We start from the raw sequence: 16,314 nt of genomic DNA on the forward strand, positions 1-16,314 counted from the left end.
ATATAAGTTATATTGAATTTTACTCAATCCCAGATGAAGGTCAAATTTTATCCGTCTAGATGGCTAAAATTTGCTGACATTTGGCGTTTGATGTTTTAGCCTTAGTCATTACATCAGTTAATTCATTTATTTGAGAGGTATCGCCAATGACCGCAGAGCCGAGCTTAGATCAGATTCGGACGGTAGCCGATAACGTTCAAGTGCATAAGTTTGGCGGCAGTAGTTTGGCTGACGCTTTTTGTTATCGTCGCGTGGCACGCATTGTAACCGAATATGCAGGCGCAAGCGATGTTGTGGTGGTCTCGGCGGCGGGTGATACCACTAACCGTATTTTAGCAATTATTAAAGCTCAAAAGGAGTCTGGCGATACGGCTGATATTTTACTCGACCAACTGGAGCGGTTCCAACAAGGATTAATCCACGAACTTCTCGGTAGCGAGTTTGCGGCACCTATCCTTGAGCAGTCGACTGTGGATTTTCAACGCTTCCGCGACTTCGTTGCGGGTAAAGAAATTATCGAACACGAGGCAGAACTACTGTCTTACGGTGAACTTTGGTCAGCTCGACTCCTTGCGGCATTATTAAGGAAACAAGGTACTAAAGCAGACCATATTGATGCACGTGACTTCCTAAAGGCTGAAGACGCCCCTGAGCCCGTTATTCAGGAGTTAGAGTCGCGCCATAATTTATTAAATCGCGTAGCACCTTTTCCCGGCACACGATTTATTGTTACGGGCTTTATTGCACGCGGTTTAAACGGTGAGAGCCTCACACTAGGTCGTAACGGCAGTGACTATTCTGCGACTTTGGTTGGTAGCTTACTTAATTCAAAGCAAGTCACTATTTGGAAAGACGTCGCCGGTGTTTATTCAGCCGATCCGCGTAAGATAGAACGTGTCGTCAGTTTGTCGACCTTAGATTGGAGCGAAGCAGAAGAGCTGGCTCGATTAGGCAGCCCGGTGCTACACCCTCGCACATTCCAACCTGTTGACCGCGATCGTATGGTCATTTCGGTGCGCTCAAGCCTAAAAGTTGAAAATCAGCAGACCCGTATTGGCAATTTCGAACATACAGAACCTAAGGGTAAAGTATTCACATCTTTGTCCGAAGTTGTATTGTTTAAGGTCGAACTCAACGACCGCGAGCTCGTCAAACAACTTGACGCGCTGGATTTAACGCCATTGGTAAGCTGGACCGAACCCGAAAAACATCAGCAATACTTGGTTTTCCACCAAAACCACTTGAACTACATCAGCCACTGGCTCGACCGCATCAATGCGGGTAATGCAGTCACGCAAATCCACGGCTATTCAATGGTGGCACTGGTTGGTAATCGCATTCAAGAGACGGATCAATATAATACCTTCAAACTACAGTTAGGCGAACAGAAGGTGCGTCGCTTTGCGGTCAGCGAAGACGGGTGTTCTGCGGTCGCCATATTAGAACAAAAGCTTGATAACCGTTTACTCAACCGGCTTCATAGCCAGTTATTTAACTATCGCCGCAGCTTAGGCGTGCTAGTCATTGGTCGCGGTAACATTGGTACAGCTTGGTTGGACTTATTCCGTCAACAGCGCGACCGCATTAACCAAGTAATGGATGTCCGAGTAATAGGTATCGCTAACTCTAAGAAGCTCTGGCTTGACTATAGTGGCGTCGAATTGAATGAGTGGCAAGCAGGGTTTGACCGTTTATCACGCCCATACGTACTAACCGAGCTGCTTCGAGAGTTGCCCAATGCACCTTACGATGAATTGGTTATGATTGACCTAACCGATGCTAAAGCCGTTGCGCAACTCTATCCCAGCTTATTTGCCAATGGGTTGCACATTATTAGTGCGAATAAGCGCGCTGGCTCAGCTGAGGAATCTTTATACCGTGAAATTCGCACGATCCAGCATGAGTATAAACGTGAGTGGCTTTATAACACCACGGTCGGTGCAGGATTGCCACTTAACTACGCGATTAACGATTTACGGGGCTCCGGCGATGAAATTCGTAGCATTTCGGGGATTTTTTCCGGCACCATGTCTTGGCTATTCGAGAACTTCACGGACGGTGTTAAATTCAGTGATTTAGTATTAGAAGCTAAAAAGCGCGGCTATTCAGAGCCCGACCCACGTGAGGATTTATCCTGTCAGGATCTGGTACGTAAGCTATTAATCTTAGCTCGCGAAATTGGTCTTAAACTTGATTGGGAAGATATCAGCGTGAGCAGTTTGGTGCCTGAAAGTCTTCGCGATATCTCTGCCAGTGAGTTTTTACAACGAGCTCACGAGTTAGACGAGCCAATGGATACCATGCTTAAGGAAGCAGCCAAAGACGGTAATGTGCCGCGCTTACTCGCCAGCTTCTCGGTCTCTGAAGAAGGGCGGGTCAGTGCGAAAATAGGTGTCGAATATATTCCAGCAGGCGATATGCTGGCCAACCTGATCCCTGGCGAGAATATCTTTGTGATATACACCGATTGGTATTCAGAAATGCCACTGGTTATTAGCGGCCCAGGCGCAGGTAAGCACGTCACAGCCGGCGGCGTACAATCTGATCTCAACCAATTACTGGCAAAACTAACGGTGACGGGTTAGAACAACCCGTCTTCGTTATTAAAGATATCTTTGTTATCGCGCTCATCTTGAGCATATTCAGTTGGCTCGGTGCCACTGATAAAATACTCGAAGCGGCTCGTGTAGTCGTTTCGATGCGATAACTTACCCGTTTCCATATCAATTCTCACACTCACCACGTTGGGTGGAATGGTAAAGTCATCGGCTGGAAATTTGCCGACCGCTTTTTCCATGAATAAGATCCACCCTGGCAATGCGGTTTTCGCACCCGCTTCACCTCCTGAGATTGGTTGTTCTTTACTACTCAGCAACGGGTTCATCGTAGTCCGACCCAACTCGCGTGATACATCGTCAAAGCCCACCCATGTGGTCGTCACTAACCCCGTCGTAAAGCCAGAGAACCAGGTGTCTTTAACATCATTGGTGGTACCGGTTTTACCTGTAATCGATCGTCCCGTGACATTAACGATAGGTTTAGAACGTTGGATGCGCCATGAAGTACCATTCCAGCCTGTTTTATGAGCCCAACTGCCTCCACCCCATACCGCTGAATTCATCGCTTGGGCAACCAAAAAAGCGTTCTGCTCAGAAATTATACGGGGCGCTCCATTCTCACAGTCTTCACAAGCTAGCTTCGGTTGTGCTTCGTAGACCACCTTTCCATCACCGTCTTCTATTCGCTCGATAATGTAGGGGTTGATCAAGAAACCGCCATTAGCGAAAGTCGCATAGGCACGCGCAACTTCCATTGGTGTCATAGATAACGAGCCCAGCGAGATAGATTCATTTTCTGGAATCGTATCGCGTGGAATACCAAACTTCGCGATATGATCGGCGGCGGTTTTAACGCCAAGTTCCCGTATTAGGCGAACAGAGACCACGTTTTTTGACTTAGCTAATGCCTTGCGAAGGCGAATAGGGCCTTCATAGACGTCCGGAGAGTTTTTAGGACGCCAGGCGATACCCGCGCCCGGATTCCACTGATTAATAGGTGCGTCATTCACCAAGGTAGCCAAGGTAAAACCTTGCTCGAAGGCTGCCGAGTAAATCAGGGGCTTGATATTTGAGCCTACTTGTCGCGCTGCTTGTAAGGCGCGATTATATTGGCTGAGATTAAAGCTATAGCCTCCAACTACTGCCTCTACGGCACCATCTTGCGGCTTTAAGGAAACAATCGCAGAACTTGGTTCCGGCACTTGTGCTAATCGAAGTTGATGCTCATCACCCACCGAACGCACATAGATAACGTGTCCCGGCTGCATAATATCTGTAGCAGACTTAGGCGCCTCACCTTGGCGCTCCTCATTAAGATACGGACGCGCCCACTTCATCGCATCCCAGTTTAAGGTCGTTGCTTGTTCATCACCTTTGATTAGGATTTGCGCTGATTGTTCATCAACGCCCATAACTACTGCGGGAACGACAGCGCCAATGCGATCGACACGCGCTAAATAGTCAATAACCTCGGCCTGCGATAATGCCGGTTTACCCTCTTTTTCGTTCCAAAGTACGCTGACAGGTCCCCGATAGCCATGACGCTCATCATAACCATGTAGGTTATTCCAAATAGCCTGTTGAGCGGCTTGCTGGACATCGCTACGGACAGTCGTATAAACGTTGTAGCCGCCATTGTAGGCCTCCTCTTCACCAAACCGCTCGACCATATCTTGGCGCACAATTTCAGCAAGGTAAGGAGCGTTCACTGTTACTTCAGCACCATGACGACGCGCGGTTACAGGTGCGTTCACAGCATCATCAAATTGTGCTTGGGTGATTTTCTTCTCATCCAGCATCCGCAGTAATACTACACGACGGCGTGCTTTAGAAGCTTGTGGATTACTAATCGGGTTTAAATTAGATGGCGCTTTGGGCAACCCTGCGATAGTTGCGATCTGTGCCAAACTCAACTCATTTAAAGGTTTACCGTAATAAACTTGGGCAGCGGCACCCACGCCATAAGCGCGATGACCAAAGGCGATTTTATTTAGGTAAAGCTCTAGAATTTCGTCTTTTGTCAGTAGCTGCTCGATATGCAAAGCAATAAATGTTTCTTTTATCTTACGCATCCAAGCTCGGTCAAAACTTAGGAAAAAGTTTCGCGCCAACTGCATGGTGATGGTGCTGGCACCTTCTTTCACTTCACCCGTCGTAATAAGGACACCAAAAGCTCTCACGACACCGATAGGATCAACGCCAAAGTGTTGGTAGAAACGGCTATCCTCAGTTGCGAGAAAAGCATCAACCATGGTCTGTGGGACATCCTCAAGCTTAACAGGAATTCGGCGTTTTTCACCAAACTGCGAGATCATCTGCCCATCTTTGGTGAATACCTGCATTGGCGTTTGTAACTTGACATCCCTTAGCGTTTCAACACTCGGGAGCTCGGGCTTAACATAAAGATAGAGCCCTCCCACGGTCAAGATCCCCAATACGCCCAAAGCGGCGACTATCCACGCGAATCGCTTTAAAAACCTCAAAAACCTACCCCACTTCTGTGACGTTGTTGAATATCTGACACCTTTGTATAACTAACTATTATGGCTGATTTTCAAACTAAACACTACGCTTGCAACCCTCAACCCAAGACAAAATTTTATAACCCAAGATGGTGTAAATAAATGAAGCCTTATTTATCCGCTGCAATGATTGAAAACAATGACATAAGGCTATTGACGCTAGAAATAAAAAAGGGACAACTCGCGACCAAACATTACCTAACTGACGCAATTGATCAAATGAACTGGCGATACTATAAGTCCCGTTTAAGCCTCTTAATCCCGTGTCAGTTTGTATACTTGCAGACAGAAATCAGCTCACAGCCAAGCAACCTCTATCAGGACAGTCACATCGTCCCGATGCTCGGTAGCCAACAAATCAATGGTCATGAGGACGCTATCGAGCGACTGACCGAAAAGCTACCACTGAAACCCCGTGTATTGGAGCCTGCACCTCAGGCATGGGTACGCTGTACTAACTACTTCCTTCCGGGCCTGCCCGCCTACGCGAGACTCGCAAAACCGGCAACACAGTGGACCATCATTTTTCGCGAACAACATCTGTATATTGTGCTACGAGTGACACGAGGTGTTCTAGTGTCTTTACACTCAATTTCACTCCTTGAGGCCATCAACATCGAAGAGCTTGATTCAGTGGTGATGAGTTACCTAAGTACGGAAGAGGATGACATTTTAAAAGCACGATTATTTAATTTCTCGGGACTTTGGCAGAACCTGTGCTCAGCGACACAGTCATTTGCAAGCGAGGCGTCACCCGCGTTAATCGGTGCAGCTCTGAGAGGCTTTTTCCCATGGCGTGGTTAAACCTCAGTGACTGGCGCTCGGCTAACAGGCGCAGAAATCAGCGACAACGTCTTATCGCCGTTGTTCTTTTAAGCCTATTTAGCCTACTTAATATCACCGCCGTGGTGGACCCCTTATACAGTCAGTTTACCCTTCACAACTTAGATGTAGTCCATTCACGCGTGACTCAATGGCAAACAGCCCAACAAAATCAGTTATCAGCGGCAACACGTTACCAGCAAGATTCATCCGCTATCCAACAACAAGTCAACCAAGTTAGCCAGATATTAACTTTAGAGTTGAGTAATTTGACGGGGTTAAACATCGACCGCGCTCATTGGACATCTTCCCAACTATCATTAAGTGGTACATACCATAGCCCCGCTGAGCTGACACAATTGAGTGAGCGTTTGCGGCACGATGGAACGCAGAGCGTACAACTGCAATTAAAAGCTCATAACCATGCACAACTCGATGTTTATAAACCATAGTAGAAGTGCCGATGAAAAGTACATTAGGTTTCTATTTAGCGCTATGTTTAACATTGGTACCTGTACCAGCAAGCTTTATCTTAGCTTCATGGTATTTCGAATCTAACCAACGGGAGACTCGCCATGAAACTCAGATACTTTGGCAACAGACAGAGAAAAGTAAACTCACCTTCATCGCTCATCAACCGTCAGTAGAGCGACGCCCAATAGCGCGTTGGCTGACCCTCGCCTTAGCGGCAGCTCAACGTTATTCGCTAACCCAGCAGATCCCCATAGCATCGGATGTAAAACTGCGGATTAAGTTACGCGGTCAGTCGAAACAATTAATTGAGTGGTGGGCTGATGTATCTACCTCATGGCCAAGCCAAGATAAGCATCCATTTGTACTAGACAGTCTCATTATGACTCGGCACACAGATGATAAGAATGAGCTGATACTTAGCTTTGTTGAAAATGGCCTACCCATGCTTGCACTCTCTATCGCGCCGCGAAGCCAAAAGCCATGTGACTTATCGCCTGCGGGCAAATTACTCGGTGACTGGCACGATTACCAACTTCTTGCCACCCTCGCCACTGAAGGCAACTTCTCAGCTTACTTTCAAGGTAGTGATAAGCAATGGCTAACGGCCAAGGTTGGCGACTACTTTAGCTCACCAACCACGATGATTACGGCGATTTCTCGCGAGTCCGTCACCTTCAAACAATTGGAGTCATTTCCGTGCGTTGTTACAACACTTCAAAACAAGGTCAAACACACAAATGCAATCGCTTTCTGACACCTGCGAGCGTGTTGTTTTTTTACATGTTATGGCAACTCAATGTGACCAGCGCTGTGGCAGATGAATTGCCTAAAATCACGTTGAGCCTAAAAAATGTCGATTTAGTGACCGCCTTCGAAATTATTGCTGATAAAGTCGACTTAAACCTGATCGCTGATAAGGCAATTGACGAGACGGTCAGCTTATCCGTCAGTCATGTTGATGCACTCAAATTAATGCGTGAGCTTGCCGACAGCTATGGCTTAACGCTACGGATGACGGATAACCTCATTCGGGTGACACGATCTCAAACTTCTCCAACTGACGAACAGGCAAATACATCTGTCACATTGCCACTTTTAATTCCGCTCAATCATGCCAAAGCCGAAGATATAGCGGCATTATTGTCACAAAGCGAGCAGCGCTTGCTCTCAGATCAGGGGGCGGTATCTATTGATGCTCGAACCAACACTCTTATTCTAAAAGAAACACCTCACAACGTCAGCGGGATAAAGCAACTCATCACACAACTTGATATACCTGTTAAACAAGTAATGATCGAAGCGCGAATGGTGACCATGAAAAGTAACGCCATTGAACAGTTCGGAGTGCGCTGGGGCGATCTGACCCCACGCAACGACGATCAAGTCATTGCAGATGTAATAGACGGTATGCGAGTTGAGTTGCCGGCCGTGCCAGCCGCAGGACGCTTGAAAGCAAACGTCGGTAAACTCTCGGAAGGCCTACTATTGGATTTGGAGTTGTCCGCGATGGAGCAAGATAACGAGGCTGAAATTATCGCGCGCCCAAAAATATTTACCTCTAATCAACAGCCTGCTTATATAGAGCAAGGAACTGAGATCCCCTACGTAGAGAGTGCCGCATCGGGGGCGACTGCGGTCAAATTTAAAAAGGCAGTCATGGGTTTACGCGTAACACCACAAATTACGTCTAACGACTATGTCATGCTAGATTTAACTATTACACAGAATACGCGTGGCGATACGGTATCAACACCGACAGGACCTGCTGTGGCCATTGATACTCAAGAAATGGCCACACGCGTTTTGGTAAAAAGTGGAGAAACTATAGTTTTAGGTGGAATTTTTCAGCAATATGAGTTGAAGGACGATACAGGCGTCCCCATATTGTCGTCGTTGCCGTTTGTCGGTAATCTTTTTAAAAATCAGCGTGAACAATCAGAAAAACGTGAACTGGTTATTTTCGTTACACCCACGCTGTTAAGTGAATCGGAATAAATTTGCTAAAATGCAATCTAATTGAGATAATCCCGCTTCTTTTCGTTGAGTTGGGGGACGTCTCCAGACACTCCGGATTCGTGATTTACAGCTAATTTAACAGTGATGTAAGCAGGAATATGGCTGAGAAACGTAATATTTTTCTTGTCGGCCCAATGGGCGCCGGCAAAAGTACGATTGGTCGTCAAATTGCCAGACAACTTCATTTAGATTTCTACGATTCAGATACAGAAATTGAACGACGCACCGGCGCTGACATCAGCTGGGTTTTTGAGCTGGAAGGTGAAGAAGGCTTTCGTGCGCGTGAAGAAAAAGTTATCGAAGAGTTGACTGAGCATATGGGGATCGTTTTGGCGACAGGTGGAGGCTCGGTAATGAGCAAAGAGAGCCGTAACCGTCTCTCCGCTCGTGGCGTTGTGGTTTACCTCGAAACGACTATCGATAAACAATTGGCGCGCACACAACGTGATAAGCGTCGTCCTCTCATTGCTGAGGCAGACGATCCACGGAAGGTGCTCGAAGATTTAGCAGAAGTACGCAATCCGCTATATGAAGAAATAGCGGACATTGTTGTACGCACTGACGAACAAAGCGCCAAAGTCGTAGTCAATGAAATCATTGATAAACTCGGGGTTAACGGTCTAGGTTAATCTCTCTAGGGAGCTGTGTTATGGCCAATATACATGTCGAATTGGGCGAACGCAGCTACCTCATTCATGTTGCCTCAAATAACTTACAATGCTTGACCAGCCTATTGCCTGATTTAAAGCAGAATATACTTGTGGTCAGCAACTCTACCGTATCAGAACTCTACTTCTCACAACTAAGAGAGTCGCTTTCAGGTCACCGTGTTGTCCTGTTTAATATGGAAGATGGCGAACAGTACAAAAGTCTCAAATCATTCGAATCTATTACAAATAGATTGATTGAAGAAGGGTTTAGTCGGGATTGTGCAATTATTGCTCTCGGTGGGGGTGTAGTCGGTGATCTAGCAGGTTTTGTCGCCGCAACCTATCATCGCGGAGTTGATTTCTATCAGATTCCAACGACTTTGCTTGCACAAGTTGACTCTTCAGTTGGCGGAAAAACCGCGATCAATCATCCTCAAGGCAAAAATCTTATCGGCGCCTTCTATCAACCCAAAGCCGTCGTCATTGATCTCAACTGTTTAATGACGCTGAACGAACGTGACTATCGCAGTGGCTTAGCCGAGATTGTTAAATACGGCATCATTTATGACGCTGAATTTTTTTGCTGGCTAGAGAAACATACCGACAAACTATCGCAACGAGACGAGCAAACGCTTCAGTATGCTATTCAGAAGAGCTGCCAAATAAAAGCCGAAATTGTTGCTCAAGATGAACGCGAATCAGGCATTCGTGCATGGTTAAATTTAGGTCACACATTCGGTCATGCGATTGAAGCAGCGACTGAATACGGCACATGGACTCATGGTGAGGCGGTGGCAGCTGGCACTATTATTGCATCAAAGCTTTCAGAGAAAACACAGCGGATGTCCTCGTCAGATTTCCGTCGCGTTCTGAATCTTTTGTCAGCATTGAAGTTGCCGATAAAAGCGCCACATATGCCTTTGGCAAACTGGTTGAGTTACATGCAACGCGATAAGAAAGTCAAAGACAATCGGATTAACTTCGTATTACCCGTCGGCATTGGCCGAGCGGAAGTAACGAACGCAACAACTGATGAGGAAATTGCCGCTGTGCTGACTGAATGTTGCTAACACGCATCACATAGGAAGCAAATTATGCCGGCTCACGCCTACTCAACACATATTGTCGCAGCACCTGTAAAATCAAAACCCTCTCAGCAGGCCGTTATTGATCGGTTGCATGAACACTGTCAACACAGTGACACGCTGGTCTTACTTCACGGTCCACAGGGTAGCGGGAAATCGACCATTAGTGAGCTATTTATTGAGCAAGCCTCTAATTATGCAGAATGTGCATGGGTGCAAGTCTCTGAGCGGTCATCGGTCGAGCGATTACGGGCACAAATTCTCAACCAATTATTTGGTACCATTAGTTTAAATGACGATACGTTAAGCCGCGAAATACAGCGTCAACGCCCCTTAAATCATGCCGTTATTGTTATCGACAATGGCGAACTGATGCCTGACAGTTTTTTGGCTGAATGCGTTAATACTGTCAATCAACTATGTGCATTAGGGCAACGTGTTAGCATTATCATTTCGGCAGAATCGCGTTGGGTGTTTCAACAAACCCCGCCCCCACAATTACGTGTTAAACGTCCCGAGTTAGTGGAAGTACCGCCGCTCGGCAAAGAGGAGCAGATGCGCTTTGTTCAAGCACTTTTGCCCGAACGTCAGCGCCCGCTGTGGAGTCTCGACAAAGTCCAACAGTTTTTAGCCACCATCAATGGTTATCCAGGTGAAATTCAGCAGCGCCTGCAGCTCAAACTCATGACGCAAGCTCAACGTTATGTGGAGCCAGAAACGCAAGAAGAAGAGACCTTCTCAGCCTCTTTAGAACACGCCGAAAGCAACCTTGAATCTGTAAAAGCGAAACCGAGCACGCCACTCTTTAAGATTTTATTAGCCAGTACCATACTCGCTTTATTGGGTCTTGCCGCACTAAAACATGAAGCTATTATGACTGCATTTGGGCCAACCAGTTCGGCAGAGTCATCAATTACTGAAGCTGAAGCTAAAACCAATGAACAAGCAAAACCTGAGGCTTACACCGATATCAATACTGCCAACGCGACGGTAGAATTTGAACCTATTGAGGTCAATCAGTTTGATTTTGTTCCGGCTGAGCTAGCTGCCTCCTATCGTGCTGCACTGCATTCACTTAATCGTGTCGCGGCCGCGGACGCCGACCCACGCGAGGTCGAGATAGCATTATTTAACGATAAGCGCGTCCCTGTTGCAGTTGCGGACTCCGACACGGCCTCTGGCAGTGAACCCAGTCAATTAACCGATAGCCAGTGGATTCGTCAGCAGCCTGCAACAAATTACGCAGTACAAATAACTATCGCCAGCAATAAGCCCACACTGACCGAATTTATCAAGCATCACGATCTTGAACAAACCGCACGCGTATATCAACGTCAAAAGGACAACAGCTATGTCGTCATTATTGGCAGCTATGACACTATCGCGGCGGCACGCGCTTATGCAGAATCACTCCCCGAGGCATTAAAAGCCGGCGGTCCTTGGCCTAAGTCATTTGCGGCAGTTCAACGAGAACAGGTTTCCGTCGGTGGAGAGTAATTTTCATATCTTTAGCTTTCGGGTACACTAGCCGTTCAATCCACTAAAGGCCGGCTAATGAAACGAAATCGGGCATTTTTAAAATGGGCAGGAGGCAAGTACGGCCTTGTCGAGCCCATAAAAGCTTGTTTGCCCGAGGGGCGTAAGTTAATTGAACCTTTTGTGGGTGCAGGATCAGTGTTCCTAAATACTGATTATGATCGCTATTTGCTGAACGATATCAACCCCGATCTCATCACCTTGTATCAATTTGTAAAGCGCCGTCCTAAGACGTTTATTGCCGATGCGCGTAGACTTTTTACCGCACGTAATAATCAATCAGACGCATACTACGCGCTCCGTAAGTCGTTTAACGAAAGCAATGATCCTTACTACCGTTCACTACTCTTTTTATATCTCAACCGGCATGGTTACAACGGCCTTTGTCGTTACAATAGTCGCGGTATTTTTAATGTCCCATTTGGCGATTATCGTAAGCCCTATTTTCCAGAGGCGGAAATCGAAGTTTTTGCAGAAAAGGCAAAGCGTGCTAAATTCGTCTGCAGCTCTTTTGAACAAGTGTTCAGGAGAGCCCGAAAAGGCGATGTTATCTACTGCGATCCTCCTTATGCACCACTTGTACAAGCAAGCAATTTCACAAGTTATGCGACGGGTGGCTTTAGTTTAGATGAGCAAAGTGAACTCGCTCGGCATGCCATACGGGCCGCTTGCAAACGTCATATTCCTGTACTAATTAGTAATCATGATACGCCGCTTACACGCGCATTGTACGAGCGAGCAAAAATTAGTAGTCTTAAAGTAGCTCGCAATATTAGCCAAAAGGGTGATGCACGAAAACCCGTCGCCGAATTATTGGCATTGTTCTCCCATGAACATCAGCAAAATGTGATTCCGATTAAACGTGACATTAAAAAAGTAGGGACATGAACTGGTTTTTAAGAACTTTTGAAGAATTAAACACCCATCAGCTATATGAAATTCTGCGCATTCGCCAAGACGTTTTTGTTGTAGAGCAAAACTGTCCATATTTAGATGCTGACGGAACTGACTTTGATGCCGAGCATCTTTTTGCTCGCAACAATCAAGGCAAGATGCTTGCTTACGCACGCATTTTTAAAGCCTCTGACGTGAGTCCCGTATCAAAAATTGGTCGCGTTCTCACGACCGCAGACGCGCGACAATTAGGCTTAGGAAGAGAGCTCATGCAGCGTGCGATTGACTACCTTGATTCGCGGGCATCTAGCGCGCCGATTCAAGTCCAAGCTCAGACTTACTTACGGGCGTTTTATCAGTCGTTTGGCTTTGAGGCAATTAGCGAGGACTATCTTGAAGATGATATTCCACATGTCGATATGCAACGCTCCGCTAGAAGTCAATGAGCTCGGAATTTGAATTACAACAAACAGAACACGGCATCCAATTAGTTTGGACAGCAGGTCCCAAAGGAATCAAGCCGCTTGAGCTGGATTTCCGGGCAGGAAAGTCAGGGTACCGCGCGGTGAACTCGAGCTTGAAATCAGAATCACTGATAAAGGCTCTCGGTATTACTGGCAAACGCAAACCATCCGTACTCGACGCAACGGCCGGTTTAGCGCGCGACGCACTCATGGTTGCTGCGTTTGGATCATCGGTTGATTTAATTGAGCGTCACCCGATGGTTCGTATTCTACTCCAGGATGCGCTTGAACGGGGTCGTAATGGCGCCGATAAAATCGCGGACTGCTGCCGCCGTATGCAACTACTTGAGGTCGAGCACGTTAAACAGGTTTCTTCAGAACAATACGATGTGGTATACCTCGATCCCATGTATCCAAAGTCGGGTAAACAGCGTGCTCAAGTAAAGAAAGACATGCAGATGTTTCAGCAGTTAGTCGGCGGCGATGAAGATGCGAACGACCTAATTGCTCCAGCGCTAGATGCGGCTAAATTTCGTGTGGTCGTAAAACGACCCGATCATGCCGACTTTTTAGGGCAAAGAGAACCGAACACGCAAATCAAGAGTAAAAAGCATCGATTTGATGTTTACATAAAGCAAGGATTCGAACAGCTATGATTAAAGAAAACGATTTATTACCTTCTGGGTCACTCACTTCAAAAGGCGAACTCGGCATTCAACATTACGACCCGCAAGAGCTATTTGCAAAAGGCACACACATCCTATTCGCTGTCCCGGGTGCTTTTACTCCGACCTGTTCGGAGAAACACTTGCCAGGCTATGTGTCACTCGCAAACGAGCTTGCTGAACAAGGGGTGCAGAGTATTAATTGCGTTTCAGTCAATGATGCATTTGTAATGAAAGCTTGGGGTGACCACCTAGGGATCGGAGATGAGGTTCGGTTATTGTCAGATGGTAACGGTGAATATAGCCAAACCCTAGGGCTCGCTAATGACACTGGCGCGTTTGGTGGCATTCGCTCAAAACGTTACGCTATGATTATCGTTGATGGCATCGTGGAACATCTATTCGTGGAAGATGAGAAGCAATTCGAAGTGAGTGCAGCAAAATACGTTCTTGATGTATTGAAATCTGAGCAGTAATGGCGTTATTTGATGTAGTGATTATTGGTGCGGGAGCTGCCGGTTTACACTGTGCAGCTCATGCCGCGCGAAACGGCCACAAGGTTATCGTGGTAGACCATGCCAAACAGGCTGGTAAAAAAATCCTCATTTCGGGGGGCGGTCGATGTAACTTCACTAACATGTATGCCAGCCCCGAAAACTACCTTTCCAGTAACCCTCACTTTTGTAAATCGGCGCTTAGTCGTTACACCCAGTGGGACTTTATTGGTTTAGTCTCAGAATACCAAATCCCGTATCATGAAAAGACCTTGGGACAGTTATTCTGTGATGAATCAGCAAAGGACATCGTTCGCATGTTACTCGACGAGTGCGCTCGCTACGGTGCCAAAGTACAACTGAGAACCGAAGTGCTGGATGTCGAATACGAGCATGACACTTATCGTATTAATACCTCGCAGGGTCAACTGAGCGGTCATCAACTAGTCGTCGCCTGTGGTGGACTCTCAATGCCCAAGCTAGGGGCGACACCGTTGGGCTACCAAATTGCAGAGCAATTCGGTCATTCGATCATACCGGTGCGTGCGGGCTTAGTGCCTTTCACTTTGCATCCAACCGAAAAGGACGCTTTTGCTGAGCTAGCGGGCGTTTCAATGAACGTAGCCGCCAGCGCCAATGATGGTCACTTTAGTGAGGCGATGTTGTTTACTCACCGCGGCTTATCGGGTCCGGCGATGCTGCAGGTGTCCTCTTATTGGCAACCTGGTGAGGCGATTACCGTTGACTGCCTGCCCAGTACCGATGCGTTTGAATGGCTACAAGAGAACCAAACTAAACAACCAAAGGCTCAGCTGAATACCGTATTACAGCAGCTGTTCGCGAAACGCGTCGTTACTCAACTCGGTGCGTATCATCAATGGCCGTTGACTCAACGCCTCGCCGATATCAGCAAAAAGACGTTTAAAGCAATCGCTGAGCAACTTAATCAATGGCAAATCAAGCCCAATGGCACCGAAGGCTATCGCACCGCCGAGGTCACCTTGGGTGGCGTTAATGTTGATGAAGTCAGCTCCCAAACCATGCAAAGTAAGCGACAGCCTGGACTATTTTTCATTGGCGAAGTACTTGATGTCACCGGTTGGCTTGGCGGCTACAACTTCCAGTGGGCATGGTCAAGCGCCTATGCGTGTGCGGAAGGATTGATTAACTGTGAAATGACAACTTAGTTTGCACGCTCCCGGTAAAGCATGCACGCAATGAATGGAAATTCCCCATAAAGTTTGCACGCTAAGCCATTTCTGCCTAGTATTCTATTAAGCAATTATACTTTGGAAATTTTTGATGGCTCGAAGAAAGCTCAAAACGTTCGATGACTATAGTCGGGCCTTAAAAGATAAGTACGGGATTGGTGAACTTAGTACCTATAAGCCTTGGCTGCGGGTTCAAGATGTAAAGTCGAAAGGAGTTCGCTCGCAAGTTTTAGGCCTTAAAACAGGTAGAGTACACCATACTCTTTCCTCAATAGAAACCGAGTTCTTTTACCTTGCTGAATACTCTGATTCTGTCATCGACATCAGAGAACAGTTCCCTTTGTTACCTATAAACCTATCGATAAAGATAGCTAAGGCTCTCGGTATAGTTCACCCTGCTCATCCCGAAACCAAGGTACCAATAGTGATTACTACCGATTTCCTGTTAACTCGATTTATTGACGGCAAAAAAATATATGAAGCTATTTCAGTCAAGCCAGAGCACGATGTTAGTAATAGAAGAGTACTTGAAAAATTAGAACTCGAGAGAGTTTGGTGGCAGCTGCTGGGAGTAAAATTCTCTTATTTTATTGGTAATGAACTAACACAAATTCAAAGTAGTAACATTAATTGGGCTACCCACCCTTTAAGGTCAGAGAAGCAGGTATTCACTGAAGACGAGCTGAGTATCGCTGCATCTTTTCTGTCATTAGGCAAATATCTTATTCGAGATATCTGTGACTTGTTCATCGATAAGCTGAAATTGCAACATGAAGCTTCCCTCACTATGTTGAGAAGTTTAATCGGAAGAAAAAAAATTACAGTAGGGTTCTACCCCGTTTCTACGGACGGTTTAAAACGTTTGTAAACTTCCTGTCTTGATTCGCTACTCTACGTCGCATTCTTGGATTATGAAACCGCTC

General features: G+C 46.6%; 14 protein-coding genes and 1 pseudogene. 14 read left to right on the forward strand and 1 reads right to left on the reverse strand.

The window, feature by feature from the left end:
- The first annotated feature begins 146 nt into the window (after positions 1 to 146).
- On the forward strand, positions 147 to 2,585 hold the full coding sequence (locus tag AWU56_RS09915; protein ID WP_272978372.1) for a bifunctional aspartate kinase/homoserine dehydrogenase II: 2,439 nt from the start codon (positions 147 to 149) through the stop codon (positions 2,583 to 2,585).
- Here AWU56_RS09915 and AWU56_RS09920 read toward each other — a convergent pair.
- Positions 2,582 to 5,041, reverse strand: coding sequence for a penicillin-binding protein 1A (locus tag AWU56_RS09920; RefSeq protein ID WP_286682412.1), 2,460 nt, complete (start codon positions 5,039 to 5,041; stop codon positions 2,582 to 2,584). The two genes, AWU56_RS09915 and AWU56_RS09920, sit on opposite strands and share 4 nt — an antisense overlap.
- A gap of 141 nt (positions 5,042 to 5,182) precedes the next feature.
- Between AWU56_RS09920 and AWU56_RS09925 the strand changes: the two genes are divergently transcribed.
- The 13 genes and pseudogenes from AWU56_RS09925 to AWU56_RS12990 all read left to right on the forward strand — a co-directional run.
- Positions 5,183 to 5,884: a hypothetical protein gene (locus AWU56_RS09925; protein ID WP_286682413.1), complete on the forward strand. Its 702-nt coding sequence runs from the start codon at positions 5,183 to 5,185 to the stop codon at positions 5,882 to 5,884.
- Positions 5,872 to 6,354 carry a hypothetical protein gene (locus AWU56_RS09930; RefSeq protein ID WP_286682414.1) on the forward strand — a complete coding sequence of 161 codons (483 nt, stop codon included), beginning with the start codon at positions 5,872 to 5,874 and terminating at the stop codon, positions 6,352 to 6,354. Before AWU56_RS09925 ends, AWU56_RS09930 begins: the two co-directional genes overlap by 13 nt.
- 11 nt (positions 6,355 to 6,365) lie before the next feature.
- Positions 6,366 to 7,130, forward strand: a complete 765-nt coding sequence (locus AWU56_RS09935; protein WP_286682415.1) for a hypothetical protein — start codon at positions 6,366 to 6,368, stop codon at positions 7,128 to 7,130.
- A 56-nt stretch (positions 7,131 to 7,186) separates the two neighbouring features.
- A complete protein-coding gene (gene pilQ / locus AWU56_RS09940) occupies positions 7,187 to 8,371 on the forward strand; it encodes a type IV pilus secretin PilQ (RefSeq protein ID WP_286682416.1) in 1,185 nt (394 codons plus the stop codon).
- Between the two features lie 119 nt (positions 8,372 to 8,490).
- Positions 8,491 to 9,021 (forward strand): shikimate kinase AroK, encoded by a 531-nt coding sequence (gene aroK, locus AWU56_RS09945; RefSeq protein WP_272978369.1) that lies wholly within the window; start codon positions 8,491 to 8,493, stop codon positions 9,019 to 9,021.
- Between the two features lie 20 nt (positions 9,022 to 9,041).
- A complete protein-coding gene (gene aroB / locus AWU56_RS09950) occupies positions 9,042 to 10,112 on the forward strand; it encodes a 3-dehydroquinate synthase (RefSeq protein ID WP_286682417.1) in 1,071 nt (356 codons plus the stop codon).
- A 24-nt stretch (positions 10,113 to 10,136) separates the two neighbouring features.
- On the forward strand, positions 10,137 to 11,624 hold the full coding sequence (locus AWU56_RS09955; protein WP_286682418.1) for an AAA family ATPase: 1,488 nt from the start codon (positions 10,137 to 10,139) through the stop codon (positions 11,622 to 11,624).
- A gap of 57 nt (positions 11,625 to 11,681) precedes the next feature.
- Positions 11,682 to 12,551 (forward strand): Dam family site-specific DNA-(adenine-N6)-methyltransferase, encoded by an 870-nt coding sequence (locus AWU56_RS09960; RefSeq protein ID WP_286682419.1) that lies wholly within the window; start codon positions 11,682 to 11,684, stop codon positions 12,549 to 12,551.
- On the forward strand, positions 12,548 to 13,003 hold the full coding sequence (locus AWU56_RS09965; RefSeq protein ID WP_286682420.1) for a GNAT family N-acetyltransferase: 456 nt from the start codon (positions 12,548 to 12,550) through the stop codon (positions 13,001 to 13,003). The genes AWU56_RS09960 and AWU56_RS09965 overlap by 4 nt, the downstream gene beginning before the upstream one ends.
- Entirely contained in the window at positions 13,000 to 13,677 is a 678-nt protein-coding gene (locus tag AWU56_RS09970) for a class I SAM-dependent methyltransferase (protein WP_286682421.1), read from the forward strand. The genes AWU56_RS09965 and AWU56_RS09970 overlap by 4 nt, the downstream gene beginning before the upstream one ends.
- Positions 13,674 to 14,162, forward strand: coding sequence for a peroxiredoxin (locus AWU56_RS09975; protein WP_286682422.1), 489 nt, complete (start codon positions 13,674 to 13,676; stop codon positions 14,160 to 14,162). Before AWU56_RS09970 ends, AWU56_RS09975 begins: the two co-directional genes overlap by 4 nt.
- The gene (locus AWU56_RS09980; protein ID WP_286682423.1) at positions 14,162 to 15,367 is read left to right on the forward strand and encodes a BaiN/RdsA family NAD(P)/FAD-dependent oxidoreductase; all 1,206 of its coding nucleotides are present in this window, start codon (positions 14,162 to 14,164) and stop codon (positions 15,365 to 15,367) included. The genes AWU56_RS09975 and AWU56_RS09980 overlap by 1 nt, the downstream gene beginning before the upstream one ends.
- 115 nt (positions 15,368 to 15,482) lie before the next feature.
- A pseudogene (locus tag AWU56_RS12990) lies at positions 15,483 to 15,968 on the forward strand (TnsA endonuclease N-terminal domain-containing protein); the annotation flags it as partial.
- Positions 15,969 to 16,314: the final 346 nt, after the last annotated feature.

The organism is Idiomarina sp. T82-3, from assembly GCF_001577655.1.
Classification (GTDB): domain Bacteria; phylum Pseudomonadota; class Gammaproteobacteria; order Enterobacterales; family Alteromonadaceae; genus Idiomarina; species Idiomarina baltica.